The organism is Nonomuraea sp. NPDC004580 (genome assembly GCF_040609855.1).
Classification (GTDB): Bacteria; Actinomycetota; Actinomycetes; order Streptosporangiales; family Streptosporangiaceae; genus Nonomuraea; species Nonomuraea salmonea.
The window spans coordinates 51,013-64,903 of sequence record NZ_JBEXLH010000027.1; the positions used below are offsets into that span (position 1 = coordinate 51,013).

The window sequence follows — 13,891 nt, forward strand, 5'->3', positions numbered from 1 at the left end:
ATGTCCACCCTTGAGATCCGTGACCTGCAGGTCGCCGTCGAGGACAAGGAAATCCTGCGCGGCGTCAACCTGACCGTGAAGGCCGGCGAGACCCACGCCATCATGGGCCCCAACGGCTCGGGCAAGTCGACGCTCGCCTACGCGATCGCCGGTCACCCCAAATACACGATCACCGGCGGCCAGGTGCTGCTCGACGGCGTGGACCTGCTGGAGCTGTCGGTCGACGAGCGGGCCCGCGCGGGCCTGTTCCTGGCCATGCAGTACCCGGTCGAGGTCCCCGGCGTGTCGGTCTCGAACTTCCTGCGCTCGGCCGTCACCGCGGTCCGCGGCGAGGCGCCGAAGCTGCGCGAGTTCGCCAAGGACCTGAAGAACGGCATGGACGCGCTGTCCATCGACCCGGCCTTCGCCCAGCGCAACCTCAACGAGGGCTTCTCCGGCGGCGAGAAGAAGCGCCACGAGATCCTCCAGATGGAGCTGCTCAAGCCGAAGATCGCGGTGCTCGACGAGACCGACTCCGGCCTCGACGTCGACGCGCTGCGCGTGGTGTCGGAGGGCATCAACCGCTTCCGCGCCTCCGGCGAGACCGGCGTGCTCCTCATCACCCACTACACCCGCATCCTGCGCTACGTGAAGCCGGACTTCGTCCACGTCTTCGCGGCGGGCCGCATCGTCGAGGCGGGCGGGCCTGAACTGGCCGAGAAGCTCGAGGCCGAGGGCTACGAGCAGTACACGAAGGCATCTGCATGACTTCCATCAGCTTCGATGTGGAGAAGATCAGGAAGGATTTCCCGGTCTTCTCCCGCGAGCTGCCCGACGGGCGTCCGCTCGTCTATCTCGACTCGGGCAACTCCTCACAGAAGCCCAACCAGGTCATCGAGACCATGCGGGAGCACCTGGCGCTGCACTACAGCAACGTCGGGCGCGCCATGCACGTGCTGGGCGCCGAGTCCACCGACGCCTACGAGGGAGCCCGCGACAAGGTGGCGGGCTTCATCGGGGCGCCGGCACGCGAGGAAGTGGTCTTCACCAAGAACGCCTCCGAGGCGCTCAACCTGCTGGCCTACTCCTTCGGCAACCCCGCCAACACCGACCCCCGCTTCACGCTGGGGCCGGGCGACGAGATCGTCGTCTCGGAGATGGAGCACCACTCCAACATCGTGCCGTGGCAGCTGCTCGCACAGCGCACCGGCGCGAGGCTGAAGTGGTTCGGCGTCACCGGCGACGGCCGGCTCGACTACGACCCCGCGCTCATCACCGAGCGCACCAAGGTCGTCTCCATCGCCCACCAGTCCAACGTGCTCGGCACGATCAACCCGGTGGCCCAGGTGGCGCAGCGGGCTCACGAGGTGGGCGCGCTGCTCGCGCTCGACGCCTCCCAGTCCGTGCCGCACCACCGCACCGACGTGACCGCGCTGGGCGCTGACTTCGTGGCCTTCACCGGCCACAAGATGGTCGGCCCCTCGGGCATCGGCGTGCTGTGGGGGCGGGCCGAGCTGCTCGAGGCGATGCCGCCGTTCCTGGGCGGCGGCGAGATGATCGAGGCGGTCTGGATGGACCGCTCGACGTACGCGCCGATCCCGCACAAGTTCGAGGCGGGCACGCCGCCCATCGTCGAGGCCATCGGGCTCGGCGCGGCGGTCGACTACCTCACCGAGGTCGGCATGGACGCCATCGAGGAGCACGAGCGCGCCCTGACGGCCTACGCCCTGGAGGCGCTGCGCGAGCTGCCCGGGCTGCGCGTCATCGGCCCCGAGACGCTGGAGGAGCGCGGGGGCACGGTGTCGTTCACGCTGGAGGGCCTCCACCCGCACGACGTGGGGCAGATCCTGGACGACACGTTCGGGGTGGCCGTACGCGTCGGGCACCACTGCGCGCGGCCGCTGCACCTGCGTTTCGGAATACCGGCGACCACGCGGGCGTCTTTCTACCTGTACAACACCACGGGCGAGATCGACGCCCTGGTGCGCGGCCTCCATCACGTTCAGAAGGTGTTCGCATAGCCATGATCGGCGAGTCGATGTACCAGGAGCTGATCCTGGAACACTACAAGCACCCGCAGGGGCGGGGGCTGCGCGAGCCGTACGACGCCGAGGTTCACCACGTGAACCCGACGTGCGGCGACGAGATCACGCTCAGGGTCAAGGTGGACGACGCCGGCAAGATCCTCGACGTCTCCTACGACGGCCAGGGCTGCTCCATCAGCCAGGCCGCCGCCTCCGTGCTGCACGAGCTGGCCACCGGCTCGACGGTCGAGGAGACGCTGTCCGTGGTCGACGAGTTCACCAGGCTGATGCAGGGCCGTGGACAGGTGGAGGCCGACGAGGACGTCCTCGGCGACGCGGTCGCGTTCGCGGGCGTGGCCAAGTTCCCGGCGCGTGTCAAATGCGCGTTGCTTTCTTGGATGGCCTACAAGGATGCGGTTGTGAGGAGCGCTGCCCAATGAGCAAGCCAGTGGAGACGCCGACCGATTTCGACGGCGAGACGAGTGCCGAAGAAGTCATGGAGGCCCTCAAGGACGTCGTCGACCCCGAGCTCGGCATCAACGTCGTCGACCTGGGCCTGATCTACGGGCTCAACCTCGACCCGGCCGACGGCGGCAAGCCCGTCGCCACCATCGACATGACGCTGACCAGCGCCGCCTGCCCGCTGACCGACGTCATCGAGGACCAGGCGCATTCCGCGCTCGACGGCATGGTGTCCGACGTGAAGATCAACTGGGTCTGGCTGCCGCCGTGGGGCCCTGACAAGATCACTGACGAGGGGCGCGAGCAGCTCCGTATGCTAGGCTTCAACGTCTGATCTTTTCCGCTGTCACGGCTGGCGTAAAGCGTCAGCCGTTTCAGTGTGCAATAGCGTTTCCGGAAAGTCCGGGCGCGTCCCGGGGGAATATCCGATAACATCCCCGGCGTTGGTAACAGATATACCTGACGTCTCATCGCGCGTCTCGCACCGCCTGCGGCCGGTGCCTGGTATGTCCCCCCTCCTCTTCCCGCCCCCATGACGGCGGGTGCCCTTAACCTGTGCGGCCCCGCCGCATGCCTTGGCTCGTCCTTTCGCAGAAGTGACGTGCCACTTCGACGGAAAGGCACGACTTTCGTGACCATGCTTGACGCTGTCATGCCCACGCTCGACGACACCACGATCGAGCCGGGCCCGTCCGAATTCGAGCTGCTCGGCCTGCCGAAGCCGCTCGTCAACGGGCTGGCCAAGCTGGGCTTCGACAGCCCGTTCCCCATTCAGAGCGCGACGATCCCCGACGTGCTCGCCGGCCATGACGTGCTCGGCCGCGGCCAGACCGGCTCCGGCAAGACGCTCGCCTTCGGCCTGCCCACCATGGCCCGCATCGCCGGCGTGAAGCCCGCCCCGGGGCGGCCCCGCGCGATGATCCTCGTGCCCACCCGTGAGCTCGCGCTCCAGGTGCACGACGCCCTCGAGCCCCTCGGCCGCGGCCTCGGCCTGCGCATGAAGGTCGTCGTCGGCGGCATGTCGATGGGCAAGCAGATCGAGGCGCTGCGGCGCGGCGTCGACATCGTCATCGCCACCCCCGGCCGCCTCGGCGACCTCATCAGGCAGGGCGAGTGCTCGCTCGGCGACGTCGAGGTGAGCGTCCTCGACGAGGCCGACCACATGTGCGACCTCGGCTTCTTCCCGGTCGTCACCGACCTGCTCGCGCAGACCCCGTCCGACGGCCAGCGGCTGCTGTTCTCCGCCACGCTCGACGGCGACGTCGACAAGCTGGTGCAGCGCTTCCTGAAGAACCCCATCACCCACTCCGTGGCGCCCGCGACCTCCCCGGTCGACACCATGGAGCACCACGTCATGCAGGTGACGCGCGACGACAAGTTCGACGTCACGGCCGAGATCGCCAACCGCGAGGGCCGTACGATCATCTTCGTCCGCACCCAGCACGGCGTCGACCGGCTGTGCAAGCAGCTCGCCAGGGTCGGCGTCAAGGCCGGCGGCCTGCACGGCGGCAAGCGCCAGAACCAGCGCACCCGCATCCTGTCGGAGTTCCGCGAGGGCTCCGTCAATGTGCTGGTCTGCACCGACGTCGCCGCCCGCGGCATCCACGTCGACAACATCAGCCTGGTGCTGCACGTCGACCCGCCGCAGGACCACAAGAGCTACCTGCACCGGGGCGGCCGCACGGCGCGCGCCGGCGAGAAGGGCACCGTGGTGACGCTGGTGCTGCCCAACGAGCGCCGCTCCACCGACGCGCTCACCCGCAGGGCCGGCATCCACCCGTTCCGTCTCAAGGCCACGCCGGGCCACCCGCGCCTCGCCGAGGTGACCGGGGCCCGCACGCCGAGCGGCGAGTCCATCCCCGTGTGGGAGCCCGACGTGCGCAAGCCGCTGCGCCCGCGCCGCGACGGCGGCACCTCCGAGCGCCGTGGCCGCCGTGGGCGCCGCGACTTCGACGGTGAGCGCCGCCCGCGCCGCCACGAGGACGGCGAGCGGTCGTTCGGCGACGACCGGCGTCCGCGCCGTGAGTTCGACGGTGAGCGCAGGCCGCGCCGCGAGTTCGACGGCAACCGCGCGCCGCGCCGCCATGACGGCGACCGGCCGTTCAGCGCTCCGTCCGACGAGCGCCGCCCGCACCGGCACGGTGAGGGTGAGCGGCCGTTCGGGCGCTCGCAGGAGCCCCGCACGTTCAGCGACGATCGCCGGCGCGAGGGGCGCGGCGGCCGGGGCGGCTACCGCTCCGACGACCGCCCGCTGCGCCAGGACGACCGTGGCCCGCGTTACGGCTCCGACCGTGGCCGCCCGTTCTCGGGTGACCGCGACCGCGGCTACCGTTCCGACGACCGGCCCGCCGGTTACCGCTCCGACGACCGTCCTGGGGGCTACCGCTCCGGGCGTACCGACGAGCGCGGCAACGGCGGCTACCGCCGCAACTCCGGCCGCCGCTACGAGCGCTGACCGGTTGGGGTACCCGACCGGCCCCCGCCGCACCCCCGTGGTGCGGCGGGCGACGTGCTTTCCGCGTCCGCCCTTGAGGCCGCTGAGCAGGGCCGCTGGTGGCGCACGCCGCGCCGAGGAACGCGAGCAGGATGGCGCTGCCCGCCGGTTCGTCGGTTCGGGACGGGACGAAAGCAGCCGTCCGATGTGTCCGGACTCATGACCAGGTGATGACGGTCGTCTCGCGTGGCGGACGCCGGGCGGCGTCACCCCGTGACGCAGACTAGGCTTAGCAGGCACGCCAGCCGAACGACGAGAGAGACCATGAAGACCTTCGAAGAGCTGTTCGCCGAGCTGTCAGAGAAGGCCAGGACCCGGCCCGCGGGCTCGGGCACCGTGGCCGCGCTCGACGCCGGCGTCCATGCCATCGGCAAGAAGGTCGTCGAGGAGGCCGCCGAGAGCTGGATGGCGGCCGAATACGAGTCAGACGACAGGGCAGCGGAAGAGATCTCGCAGCTCCTCTACCACGTCCAGGTGCTCATGATCGCCAGAGGCATCGGCCTCGACCAGGTCTACAAGCATCTCTAGGGCGCCACGGCGCCCGGCCACCGCGGAGAGACCATGAGAGCGAGACACGTAAGGACCTGACATGCTGCGTCTGGCAGTACCGAACAAGGGCGCGCTCAGCGAGGGCGCCCAGAGCATGCTCAAAGAGGCCGGCTACCGGTCGCGCAGAGACAGCAAGGAGCTCGTCGTCGTCGACGAGGCCAACGGCTGCGAGCTGTTCTTCCTGCGTCCCCGAGACATCGCCGTCTACGTCGGCGAAGGCACCCTCGACGTCGGCATCACCGGCCGCGACATGCTGATCGACTCCGGCGCGCCGGTCGAGGAGATCATGCCGCTCGGCTTCGGCGGCTCCACCTTCCGGCTGGCCGCCGCGGCGGGGGCGATGACCTCGGTCGCCGACCTCGACGGCCGCCGCATCGCCACCGCCTATCCTGGCCTGCTCGACAAATATCTGTCCGACCAGGGCGTCGACGCCCGGGTCATCAAGCTCGACGGCGCCGTCGAGACCGCCATCAGGCTCGGCGTCGCCGACGCCATCGCCGACGTCGTCGAGACCGGCACCACGCTGCGCAACGTCGGGCTCGAGGTGTTCGGCGAGCCGATCATGCGTTCCGAGGCCGTGCTCATCAAGCGGCAGGGCGCGCCGGAGTCGCCCGGCGCGGGCCAGCTCGTCCGCCGCTTCCAGGGCGTCGTGCACGCCCGCGACTTCGTGATGATGGACTACGACATCCGCGCCGAGCGCATCGAGGAGGCCATCGCGCTCACCCCCGGCATGGAGGGGCCGACGGTCTCGCCGCTGCACCGCGAGGGCTGGGTCGCCGTGCGGGCCATGGTCCGCCGCAAGGGCCACCAGCAGGTGATGGACCAGCTCTGGGACATCGGCGCGCGGGCCATCCTGGTCACCGACATCTACGCCTGCCGCCTCTGATCTGACGAATGTCACGGCGAAGGCCGGAGGGAACGCACTGCTCGGCCCCTTGGCGCCCTTGGGCGGTGGGTCAGGTTCTGGCTGTCAGCTGTCTGATCAGGTCGGAGATGCGGACGATGCCCAGGCAGCGGTTCAGTTCGTCTGTTACCACCAGATCGTCGTAGACGCGGGTTGCGTCGCGGCCGGCGGCTTGCATGGCGGCGACGGCCGGAGTCGTGCGGGGGACCGTGCGTGGGGGGTCGGCCAGGCGGCGGGCGGGTTTGGAGCCGTGCAGGGCGTGGCCGTAGCGGGCGGCGATCGAGAGCAGGAAGCGGCTGCGGTCGAGGCTGCCCGTCGGGCGCTGGAACTCGTCCACCAGGATCACGCTGGTGATCGTCGGCTCATGGCCGAAGGCGGCCACCGCCTCCTCCGCCTTGGCCTCGGCGGGCAACGTCACTGCGGGCAGCAGCAGGTCCTGGACGCGGGGACCGAGCATCGCTGAGGTGGGGGGCTCGTCGGTGAGCGGTAGCGGGACACGTACCTTGCCGTCTGGGCCTGGAGCGAGCAGTGGGCCGTGCGCCAGCCGGACGCCCAGCCCGCGCATCACCGCCGCCTGCTGCTCCCGTTCCACGCCCGGCGCCATGACGTGTGCGCCGATGCCTCGTGCCAGCGTGACCACCGCCCGCGCCACCGCCGTCGCCCGGTGGTCCCCTGGGATGCGCGCCACCACCTCGGGGTCCAGGGCCAGCAGGTACGGGGCCGCGCCGGCCACCAGGTCCAGGCTCGGGCCCGCCGCGCCCATGTCCGCGAAGCCCAGCAGGTAGCCGATCGACCGCAGCCCGTCGATGCCCACCTTCAGCAGCGGCCGGTCCTGTTCGCGGCACGTACCGGTGAGGAGGAGGATCGCCTCGCGCGGATGCCGTCCCGCTCGCCGCAGCGCCTCGTGCAGCGGGGCCAGCGCGCCCGCGCCCGACAGCACCACCCCGATCGGCAGCTCCAGCACCATGGGCAGCGGCGTGGCGCGCAGGACACCGGAGGGGTCCACGACGGCGGAATGCGCGATGACGGCCCCGGTGTCGAGATCCACCAAGGGGCTGGTGAGCAGGGAGGACACGTAAGGAATGGTGGTCCTTTCGCAGCTCCCGCCAGAAGACCCGAAAAGGAGAATTCACCGGCATTTCGGTTGAGGTTCTCGGGGGCGGGGGAGAGCGACCGTCCCTCAAGGTCTCGCGGGTGGGAGCGCGAGGGACCGTTCCACGAGTCGGCGTCCCGCGCTGCTCCGGGTGGGGTGGTCGAGGGGATGGGGGTTGTTCGGTAAGGTTCGCGGCATGGGCGGGCGTCCGGCGAAGGGCGGCGGCCGGTGGGTCTGCGTGCCGCCGGAGCGCCTGCACCCGTGGATCGACGGGTTCGCCGGGCGCCATGGGCCCTTCTCGGCGAGCGGTGATGGCCGCGTCGTCCGGCTGGTGGCCGGCGATGGGGCGCTGGCCGAGTGCCAGGTGCCTTTTCCGCCCTTGGCGCCGCCTGGGCCGCCGCACGTCACTCGGCTGGTCGCCCATGCGCGGGCCGCGCGGCGGGTCGGAGTGTTCCTGGTGCGGCTCGGTGGGTACGCCGCCGGGGTCTTCCATGGGGACGAGCTGGTGGTGTCCAAGGTGGGGTCGCGGCTGGTGCAGGGGCGTACGGCGGCCGGGGGATGGTCGCAGCAGCGCTACGCCAGGCGGCGGGCGAACCAGGCGGCGCGGGTGTACGACGACGCCGTGGAGACGGCGGTGCGGGTGCTGACGCCGTGCCTGGGGGAGCTGGACGGGGTGGTGTTCGGCGGCGACAGGCGGGCCGTGGACGCGCTGCGGCAGGACCGGCGGCTCGCCCCGCTGCTGGCTCTGGAGCGGGAGCCGTTCCTGGTGGTGCCGGATCCGCGGCTGGCGGTGTTGCGGGAGGCGCCCGCGCAGTTCAGGGCCGTACGGATCCGCGTGGTCGATCCGGGGTGACCTCTCCATGGCTGAAGGCGGGGGTGTGGTCGGTGAGGTCCTTGACCGTCGGGTGCGGCGGTGGGTGCGGGGCCGCGTACCGACACCGTGACGATCTGCGCCGCGCCGGCGCGCGCGGCGAGGTCGATGACCGGACGGTACACTATACGGAATCGAATCGTCCACTTAGGAGCCGGTACGTGCGCGCCGACGCAAGACGGAACCTCGGCAAGATCATCACAGCCGCCGCCGAGGCCATCGCGGAGCGCGGCGTCAACGTCCCCATGGAGGTCATCGCCCGGCGCGCGGGCGTCGGCGTCGGCACCCTCTACCGGCGCTTCCCCGACCGCCACGCTTTGATCGCGGCCATCGGCGAGCACTACGTGCACACGATGACCGAGGCGCTCGACACCGCCACGGCGGACAACGGCGACGCGTGGAGCGCGATCCGCGCCTTCGTCTCATGGGCCTCCGAGCCGGGGCGCACCGCGCTGTCCACGACGCTCGCCGACCTGCCCGCCGAGGTGATCGTGGGGCGGGCCGAGTTCAGGCGGGCGCGGGAGGAGTGGGTGGAGCGGCTCGACCACCTCGTACGCCGGGCGCAGGCCGACGGCTCGATGCGGCCGGACGTCGGCGTGGACGACCTCGTCCACCTCCTGAACGTCTTCACCTGCCACCCCGACCATCTTCCGGCGCCCGTGGCCGCCGATCCGGGCCGGTACCTGGGGCTGATGCTCGACGGCATGAGGTCAGGCGTCCCGAACCCGTGAGCATGAAGCTCTTGAGACGATTCAATAGTTTGCCGCTATGATGAGCCGAGTTCTCGGTGAACCGCGTTCTGCGGCACACCGGACGACACCGGGTCACGCCTCTCGCCGGTGCGCCGCATCAGGCGGGCACCCAGGGGGCGCACCCGCACCTTCAGCAGCACGGCCTCGTGAGGATCGATGGCGACCACGAACATCAAGGAGGTCGCGCAGCTGGCGCGCGTCTCGGTCGGCACGGTGAGCAATGTGCTCAACCGCCCCGAGATCGTGTCCCCGGCCACCCGCGAACGCGTCTTCGAAGCGATCAAGAAACTCGGGTTCGTCCGCAACGAGGTGGCCCGCCACCTGCGGGCGGGCCGCAGCCGTACGGTCGGGCTGGTCGTCCTCGACGTCGCCAACCCGTTCTTCGTGGACGTCGCCACCGGCGCCGAGGCGGTCGCCGACGACCACGACACGATGGTGGTGCTCTGCAACAGCGCCGGCGACTCCGGCCGCGAGCGCCGCCACCTCGACCAGCTCGAACAGCAGCGGGTGATGGGCGTGCTCATCACGCCCGTCGAGGCCGAGCCGCCCTGGCTCGAAGAGCTCGTCGCCCGCGGCACGCCCGTCGTGCTCGTCGACAGTCCCGCCACCGGGCTGCAATGCTCGGTGGCCGTGGACGACCGGCTCGGCGGCCAGATCGCCGGCGCCCACCTCATCGAACGCGGGCACCGGCGCATCGTCTTCGTCGGCGGGCCGCCGAGCATCAAACAGGTGGCCGACCGGCAGGCCGGCGTGACCAGCGCCGTCGCCGCCGCCGGTGGGGCCGTCGAGCTGCTCACCGCCACCTCGCCCACCCTCACCGTGGCCGAGGGGCGGGCCATCGGCGAACGCGTCGCCGCCCTGCCCCCCTCCGAACGCCCCACCGCCGCCTTCTGCGCCAACGACATGATGGCGCTCGGGTTTCTGCAGGCCATGGCCTCTAACGGGCTGCGGGTGCCGGCCGACATGGCCATCATCGGCTACGACGACATCGACTTCGCCGCCGCGGCCGCCGTCCCCCTGTCCTCGGTCAGACAGCCCCGCGAGCTGCTCGGCCGCACCGCCATAGACCTGCTCCTGGAGGAGGTCTCGGAGCCCGAGGAACACCGCCACCGCCAGGTCATCTTCCAGCCCGACCTCGTCATCCGCGACTCCACCGCCCCCCACCGCCCCATCTGACCCGCGCCCCGCGCCCGCCCTTCGCGTCCGCGCCCTGTGCGCGTCCTTCGTGCTTCTCGCGCGTGATCTGGGTTGGTGCCCAGGCGCCGGGGGGATACGGGGCCGAAGTCGTGGGTGGCGGCTTCGGGGTGCGCCCTGAGCGGGCGGGTGAGCGGGGATGAACGATTCGGTCTCGGGGGTGCGGGTTGCAAGGGTTCGGGCCGGGCTGAGGATGGCTTCTGCCTGTGATTGGGAAATGTCGGATGTTTGCGTCATTGACTTTGAGTCGATTCAACACTAATTTCGCACCAACCGCCGTTCACTGCCTTGTAACTGGGCAGGAACCACGGTGCAACACTCCACCCCCGCATTCGTGCACGTGCCACGAGAAGGTGGTGCCGGATGAACCATCCCGCCATGTCGATCAGAATCCAAGCTGCCTGCTCAGAGCTCATCTGGGTGGTGCGGCTCAACCTGATGTGGCTCGTCTTCACCCTGGCGGGAGGCGTGGTGCTCGGGCTCGGGCCCGCCACCGTGGCCGCGTACACGCTGGCCCGGCGGCACGCAAGGAATGAATCGTTTCAGGCGTGGGTCGAATTCTGGGCCGCCTACCGGCGGGAGTTCGTCCGCGGCTCGCTGCTCGTCCTGCCGCCGGCGGTGCTCGCCGTCGTCCTGGTCGGCAACTACCTGTACTTCTCCGTCCTCGGCCAGGACGCGGGCGCGCTGCGGGTCACGACGTTCGTGGCGCTGCTGGCGCTGGCCGCCGTCGGGGCCTACGTCGGCCCGCTCTACACGCACTACGAGCTGCCGCTGTGGGCGTACATCCCGAAGGCGTCGCTGCTCGCGCTGACCCGGCCGGCCTCCACCGTGCTGCTGATGTTCGCGCTGTGGGCGATCGTCTACGCGACCTCGCAGTTCCCCGTCCTGGCGCCCCTGATCAGCATCGGCGCGTGGATCTCTGTCAACACCTGGCTCTGCCTGCGCTTCTTCGAGGAGAACGAGGCGCGCCTGCATTCGGAAGGAAACCCATGAGCGCATCCCGTAGTCGCTTCCTCGCTGGAGCGTTAGCGCTGACAACCGCCCTGGTGGCCTCCGCGTGCTCCGGCACCGGCGCCGGCGGCGGTGGAGGCCAGGCGGACGACGGCACGATCACGTTCATGACGCAGCTGTTCGGCACCGCCCCCGACCCCCAGGGTGAGCTGCACCAGGCGGTCGAGAAGTTCCTGGGCAAGAAGATCAAGGTCACCTGGGTGCCGAACGCCGAGTACTCGGAGAAGGTCAACGTCACCCTGGCCTCGGACAACCTGCCCGACGTCATGGTGGTCGACCCGAAGTCGCCGGCGTTCGGCAAGGCGGCGGAGGCCGGGGCGTTCTGGGACCTCACCGAGAAGATCAAGAACTATCCGAACCTCGTCGGTGACCCCAAGGTCCTGCTGAACTCCTCGATCAACGGCAAGGTGTACGGCATCTACCGCATCAGGCCGCAGCTCCGCTCCGCGGTGATGATCCGCAAGGACTGGCTGAAGAAGGTCGGCCTGGAGGCGCCCAAGACCACGGACGACCTCTACAAGATCGCCGAGGCGTTCACCAAGAAGGACCCGGACGGCAACGGCAAGGACGACACCTACGGCCTCATCATCCCGAAGTGGCCGGGCGTCACGTTCTCCGCCTCCAGCCCGTTCAACGTGATGGACGTCTGGTTCGGCGCACCGAACAACTGGGGCGAGCGCGACGGCAAGATCGTGCCGGAGTTCGACGTGCCCGAGTTCTTCGAGGCGAACCGCTTCATGAAGAAGATGATCGACGAGGGCCTGGTCAACCCGGACTGGAACACCCTCGACACCGCCAAGTGGAACGACCCGTTCGTCCAGGGCAAGGGCGGCATCATCATCGACGTCGACGTCCGCACGACGCAGCTGCTCGACCTGCTCAAGGAGCAGGACCCCGAGACGTACGGCGACAAGGTCCTGACGGTCGGCAACCTGGCCCGCCCCGACGGCAAGAAGTTCTCGCTGCCGTTCACCGGCTACAAGGACGTGCTGGCCATCTCCAAGCAGCGCATCCGCACCGAGGCCCAGCTGGACCAGCTGCTCACCACGCTGAACAAGCTGGCCACCAAGGAAGGCCAGGTGCTGCTGTCCAACGGCATCGAGGGCCGCAACTTCAAGGTCGAGGACGGCGTGGCCGTGCTCATCAACCAGGACGACCCGAAGGTCAAGCAGCTCCAGGACGACGTGGACAAGGCGTTCATCCAGCTCGGCACGCAGGCCAGCACGGGTGTCGGCGGCGTCGCCTACCCGCGGGTGCCGCCGGAGGAGCCATACCGCAAGGACCTCGAGGAGCGCGCGAAGCGCGTCGAGGAGGACCTGAAGACGGCCGTGTGGGACGTCAGCGCCCCGGTGGTCTCGCCGACGGCGGTGGAGAAGGGCGCGACGCTCAACCCGATCGTCACCGACGCCCGGGTCAAGTACCTCGCGGGCCAGATCAGCGAAGACCAGCTCAAGGCTGAGATCAAGCGCTGGTACGACAGCGGCGGCACGCAGATCGCCCAAGAGATCCAGGACCTGGTCTCCAAGCTCGGCCAGTGACGCAAGCAGGGAGGGGCCCGGCCGGGCCCCTCCCATGGAAAGGAGGCCGAGTGGCCACCGACCTGGCGACGCCACCGGTCAAGACGGCCAGGACGCCCGGGAGCCCGCCCGGCGTGGCCCGCCGGCTGTGGCGGTTCCGATGGTTGTACCTGATGCTCGTCCCCGGGCTGGTGTACTTCCTGGTCTTCAAGTACGTCCCGATGCGCGGCCTGCAGATCGCCTTCCAGGACTTCATCCCGTTCCTGGGCTACAACGGCAGTGAATGGGTGGGCTTCAAGCACTTCGCGGACCTGTTCACGGGGCCGGACTTCAACCGCCTGATGTACAACACGCTGTTCCTGGCGCTGCTGAACATCATCTTCGTCTTCCCGGCGCCGATCATCGTCGCGCTGATGCTGAACGAGCTGCGGATCAACATCCTCAAGCGTTCGGTGCAGTCGCTGATCTACATCCCGCACTTCCTGTCGTGGACGATCGTCGCGTCGCTGACGTACATCCTGTTCTCGGTGGACTACGGCGTGATCGCCGGCTGGATCCACGAGGTGGTCGGCGGCACCAAGGTCGACTATGTGGCGCAGCCCGAGTGGTTCAGGCCGGTCATCATCCTGCAGACGCTGTGGAAGACGACCGGGTGGACGACGATCATCTACCTGGCGGCGCTCGCGGGCGTGAACCACGACCTGTACGAGGCGGCCAGGATGGACGGCGCCGGCCGCTGGCGGCAGCTCTGGCACGTCACGCTGCCCGCCATCCGCCCGACCATCGTCGTCATGGCCATCCTCATGTCGGGCAACCTGCTCGACATGAGCTTCGAGCAGATCTGGCTCATGACCAACAACCTCAACCGCGCCACCGCCGACGTCTTCGACACCTTCGTCTACTACGTGGGCATCAACCAGGGCGCGTACAGCTACGCCACGGCCGTCGGCCTGTTCAAGGGCGTGGCGGGAGTCCTGCTGATCTTCGGTTCCAACTGGCTGGCCAAGCGCCTCGGCCAGCGGGGCCTGTTCTAGGAGCGCC

The 13,891-nt window shown here is 69.6% G+C and carries 14 protein-coding genes; 13 read left to right on the forward strand and 1 reads right to left on the reverse strand.

The window, feature by feature from the left end:
- The 7 genes from sufC to hisG all read left to right on the forward strand — a co-directional run bounded on the left by sufC (position 1) and on the right by hisG (position 6,394).
- A complete protein-coding gene (gene sufC, locus ABZW11_RS25930; RefSeq protein WP_345386094.1) occupies positions 1–747 on the forward strand; it encodes a Fe-S cluster assembly ATPase SufC in 747 nt (248 codons plus the stop codon).
- Positions 744–2,000 (forward strand): cysteine desulfurase, encoded by a 1,257-nt coding sequence (locus ABZW11_RS25935; protein ID WP_355421871.1) that lies wholly within the window; start codon positions 744–746, stop codon positions 1,998–2,000. Before sufC ends, ABZW11_RS25935 begins: the two co-directional genes overlap by 4 nt.
- 2 nt (positions 2,001–2,002) lie before the next feature.
- Complete coding sequence (gene sufU, locus ABZW11_RS25940; protein ID WP_355421874.1) at positions 2,003–2,443, forward strand: Fe-S cluster assembly sulfur transfer protein SufU; 441 nt, start codon at positions 2,003–2,005, stop codon at positions 2,441–2,443.
- On the forward strand, positions 2,440–2,799 hold the full coding sequence (locus ABZW11_RS25945; protein WP_355421877.1) for a metal-sulfur cluster assembly factor: 360 nt from the start codon (positions 2,440–2,442) through the stop codon (positions 2,797–2,799). The genes sufU and ABZW11_RS25945 overlap by 4 nt, the downstream gene beginning before the upstream one ends.
- 303 nt (positions 2,800–3,102) lie before the next feature.
- Entirely contained in the window at positions 3,103–4,920 is a 1,818-nt protein-coding gene (locus ABZW11_RS25950) for a DEAD/DEAH box helicase (RefSeq protein WP_355421880.1), read from the forward strand.
- Positions 4,921–5,223: 303 nt separating this feature from the next.
- Positions 5,224–5,487, forward strand: a complete 264-nt coding sequence (locus ABZW11_RS25955; protein ID WP_345386086.1) for a phosphoribosyl-ATP diphosphatase — start codon at positions 5,224–5,226, stop codon at positions 5,485–5,487.
- 61 nt (positions 5,488–5,548) lie between these two features.
- The gene (hisG, locus tag ABZW11_RS25960) at positions 5,549–6,394 is read left to right on the forward strand and encodes an ATP phosphoribosyltransferase (RefSeq protein WP_355421883.1); all 846 of its coding nucleotides are present in this window, start codon (positions 5,549–5,551) and stop codon (positions 6,392–6,394) included.
- Between the two features lie 70 nt (positions 6,395–6,464).
- Here hisG and ABZW11_RS25965 read toward each other — a convergent pair whose 3' ends face one another.
- On the reverse strand, positions 6,465–7,487 hold the full coding sequence (locus tag ABZW11_RS25965) for an EAL domain-containing protein (protein WP_355421886.1): 1,023 nt from the start codon (positions 7,485–7,487) through the stop codon (positions 6,465–6,467).
- Between the two features lie 214 nt (positions 7,488–7,701).
- Between ABZW11_RS25965 and ABZW11_RS25970 the strand changes: the two genes are divergently transcribed.
- From ABZW11_RS25970 to ABZW11_RS25995, 6 genes are all read left to right on the forward strand, one after another.
- Positions 7,702–8,358, forward strand: coding sequence for an acVLRF1 family peptidyl-tRNA hydrolase (locus ABZW11_RS25970; protein ID WP_355421889.1), 657 nt, complete (start codon positions 7,702–7,704; stop codon positions 8,356–8,358).
- 179 nt (positions 8,359–8,537) lie between these two features.
- Positions 8,538–9,107: a TetR/AcrR family transcriptional regulator gene (locus ABZW11_RS25975; protein ID WP_355421891.1), complete on the forward strand. Its 570-nt coding sequence runs from the start codon at positions 8,538–8,540 to the stop codon at positions 9,105–9,107.
- 177 nt (positions 9,108–9,284) lie between these two features.
- Positions 9,285–10,304, forward strand: a complete 1,020-nt coding sequence (locus ABZW11_RS25980; RefSeq protein ID WP_355421894.1) for a LacI family DNA-binding transcriptional regulator — start codon at positions 9,285–9,287, stop codon at positions 10,302–10,304.
- Between the two features lie 396 nt (positions 10,305–10,700).
- Positions 10,701–11,315 carry a DUF624 domain-containing protein gene (locus ABZW11_RS25985; RefSeq protein WP_355421897.1) on the forward strand — a complete coding sequence of 205 codons (615 nt, stop codon included), beginning with the start codon at positions 10,701–10,703 and terminating at the stop codon, positions 11,313–11,315.
- Entirely contained in the window at positions 11,312–12,871 is a 1,560-nt protein-coding gene (locus ABZW11_RS25990) for an extracellular solute-binding protein (protein ID WP_355421900.1), read from the forward strand. The genes ABZW11_RS25985 and ABZW11_RS25990 overlap by 4 nt, the downstream gene beginning before the upstream one ends.
- A 50-nt stretch (positions 12,872–12,921) precedes the next feature.
- Positions 12,922–13,884, forward strand: a complete 963-nt coding sequence (locus ABZW11_RS25995; protein ID WP_355421903.1) for an ABC transporter permease subunit — start codon at positions 12,922–12,924, stop codon at positions 13,882–13,884.
- Positions 13,885–13,891: the final 7 nt, after the last annotated feature.

Coding starts and splice junctions, on each gene's coding strand:
- sufC (WP_345386094.1), top strand. CDS start 1: ATGTCCACCCTTGAGATCCGTGACCTGCAGGTCGCCGTCGAGGACAAG.
- ABZW11_RS25935 (WP_355421871.1), top strand. CDS start 744: ATGACTTCCATCAGCTTCGATGTGGAGAAGATCAGGAAGGATTTCCCG.
- sufU (WP_355421874.1), top strand. CDS start 2,003: ATGATCGGCGAGTCGATGTACCAGGAGCTGATCCTGGAACACTACAAG.
- ABZW11_RS25945 (WP_355421877.1), top strand. CDS start 2,440: ATGAGCAAGCCAGTGGAGACGCCGACCGATTTCGACGGCGAGACGAGT.
- ABZW11_RS25950 (WP_355421880.1), top strand. CDS start 3,103: ATGCTTGACGCTGTCATGCCCACGCTCGACGACACCACGATCGAGCCG.
- ABZW11_RS25955 (WP_345386086.1), top strand. CDS start 5,224: ATGAAGACCTTCGAAGAGCTGTTCGCCGAGCTGTCAGAGAAGGCCAGG.
- hisG (WP_355421883.1), top strand. CDS start 5,549: ATGCTGCGTCTGGCAGTACCGAACAAGGGCGCGCTCAGCGAGGGCGCC.
- ABZW11_RS25970 (WP_355421889.1), top strand. CDS start 7,702: ATGGGCGGGCGTCCGGCGAAGGGCGGCGGCCGGTGGGTCTGCGTGCCG.
- ABZW11_RS25980 (WP_355421894.1), top strand. CDS start 9,285: ATGGCGACCACGAACATCAAGGAGGTCGCGCAGCTGGCGCGCGTCTCG.
- ABZW11_RS25985 (WP_355421897.1), top strand. CDS start 10,701: ATGTCGATCAGAATCCAAGCTGCCTGCTCAGAGCTCATCTGGGTGGTG.
- ABZW11_RS25990 (WP_355421900.1), top strand. CDS start 11,312: ATGAGCGCATCCCGTAGTCGCTTCCTCGCTGGAGCGTTAGCGCTGACA.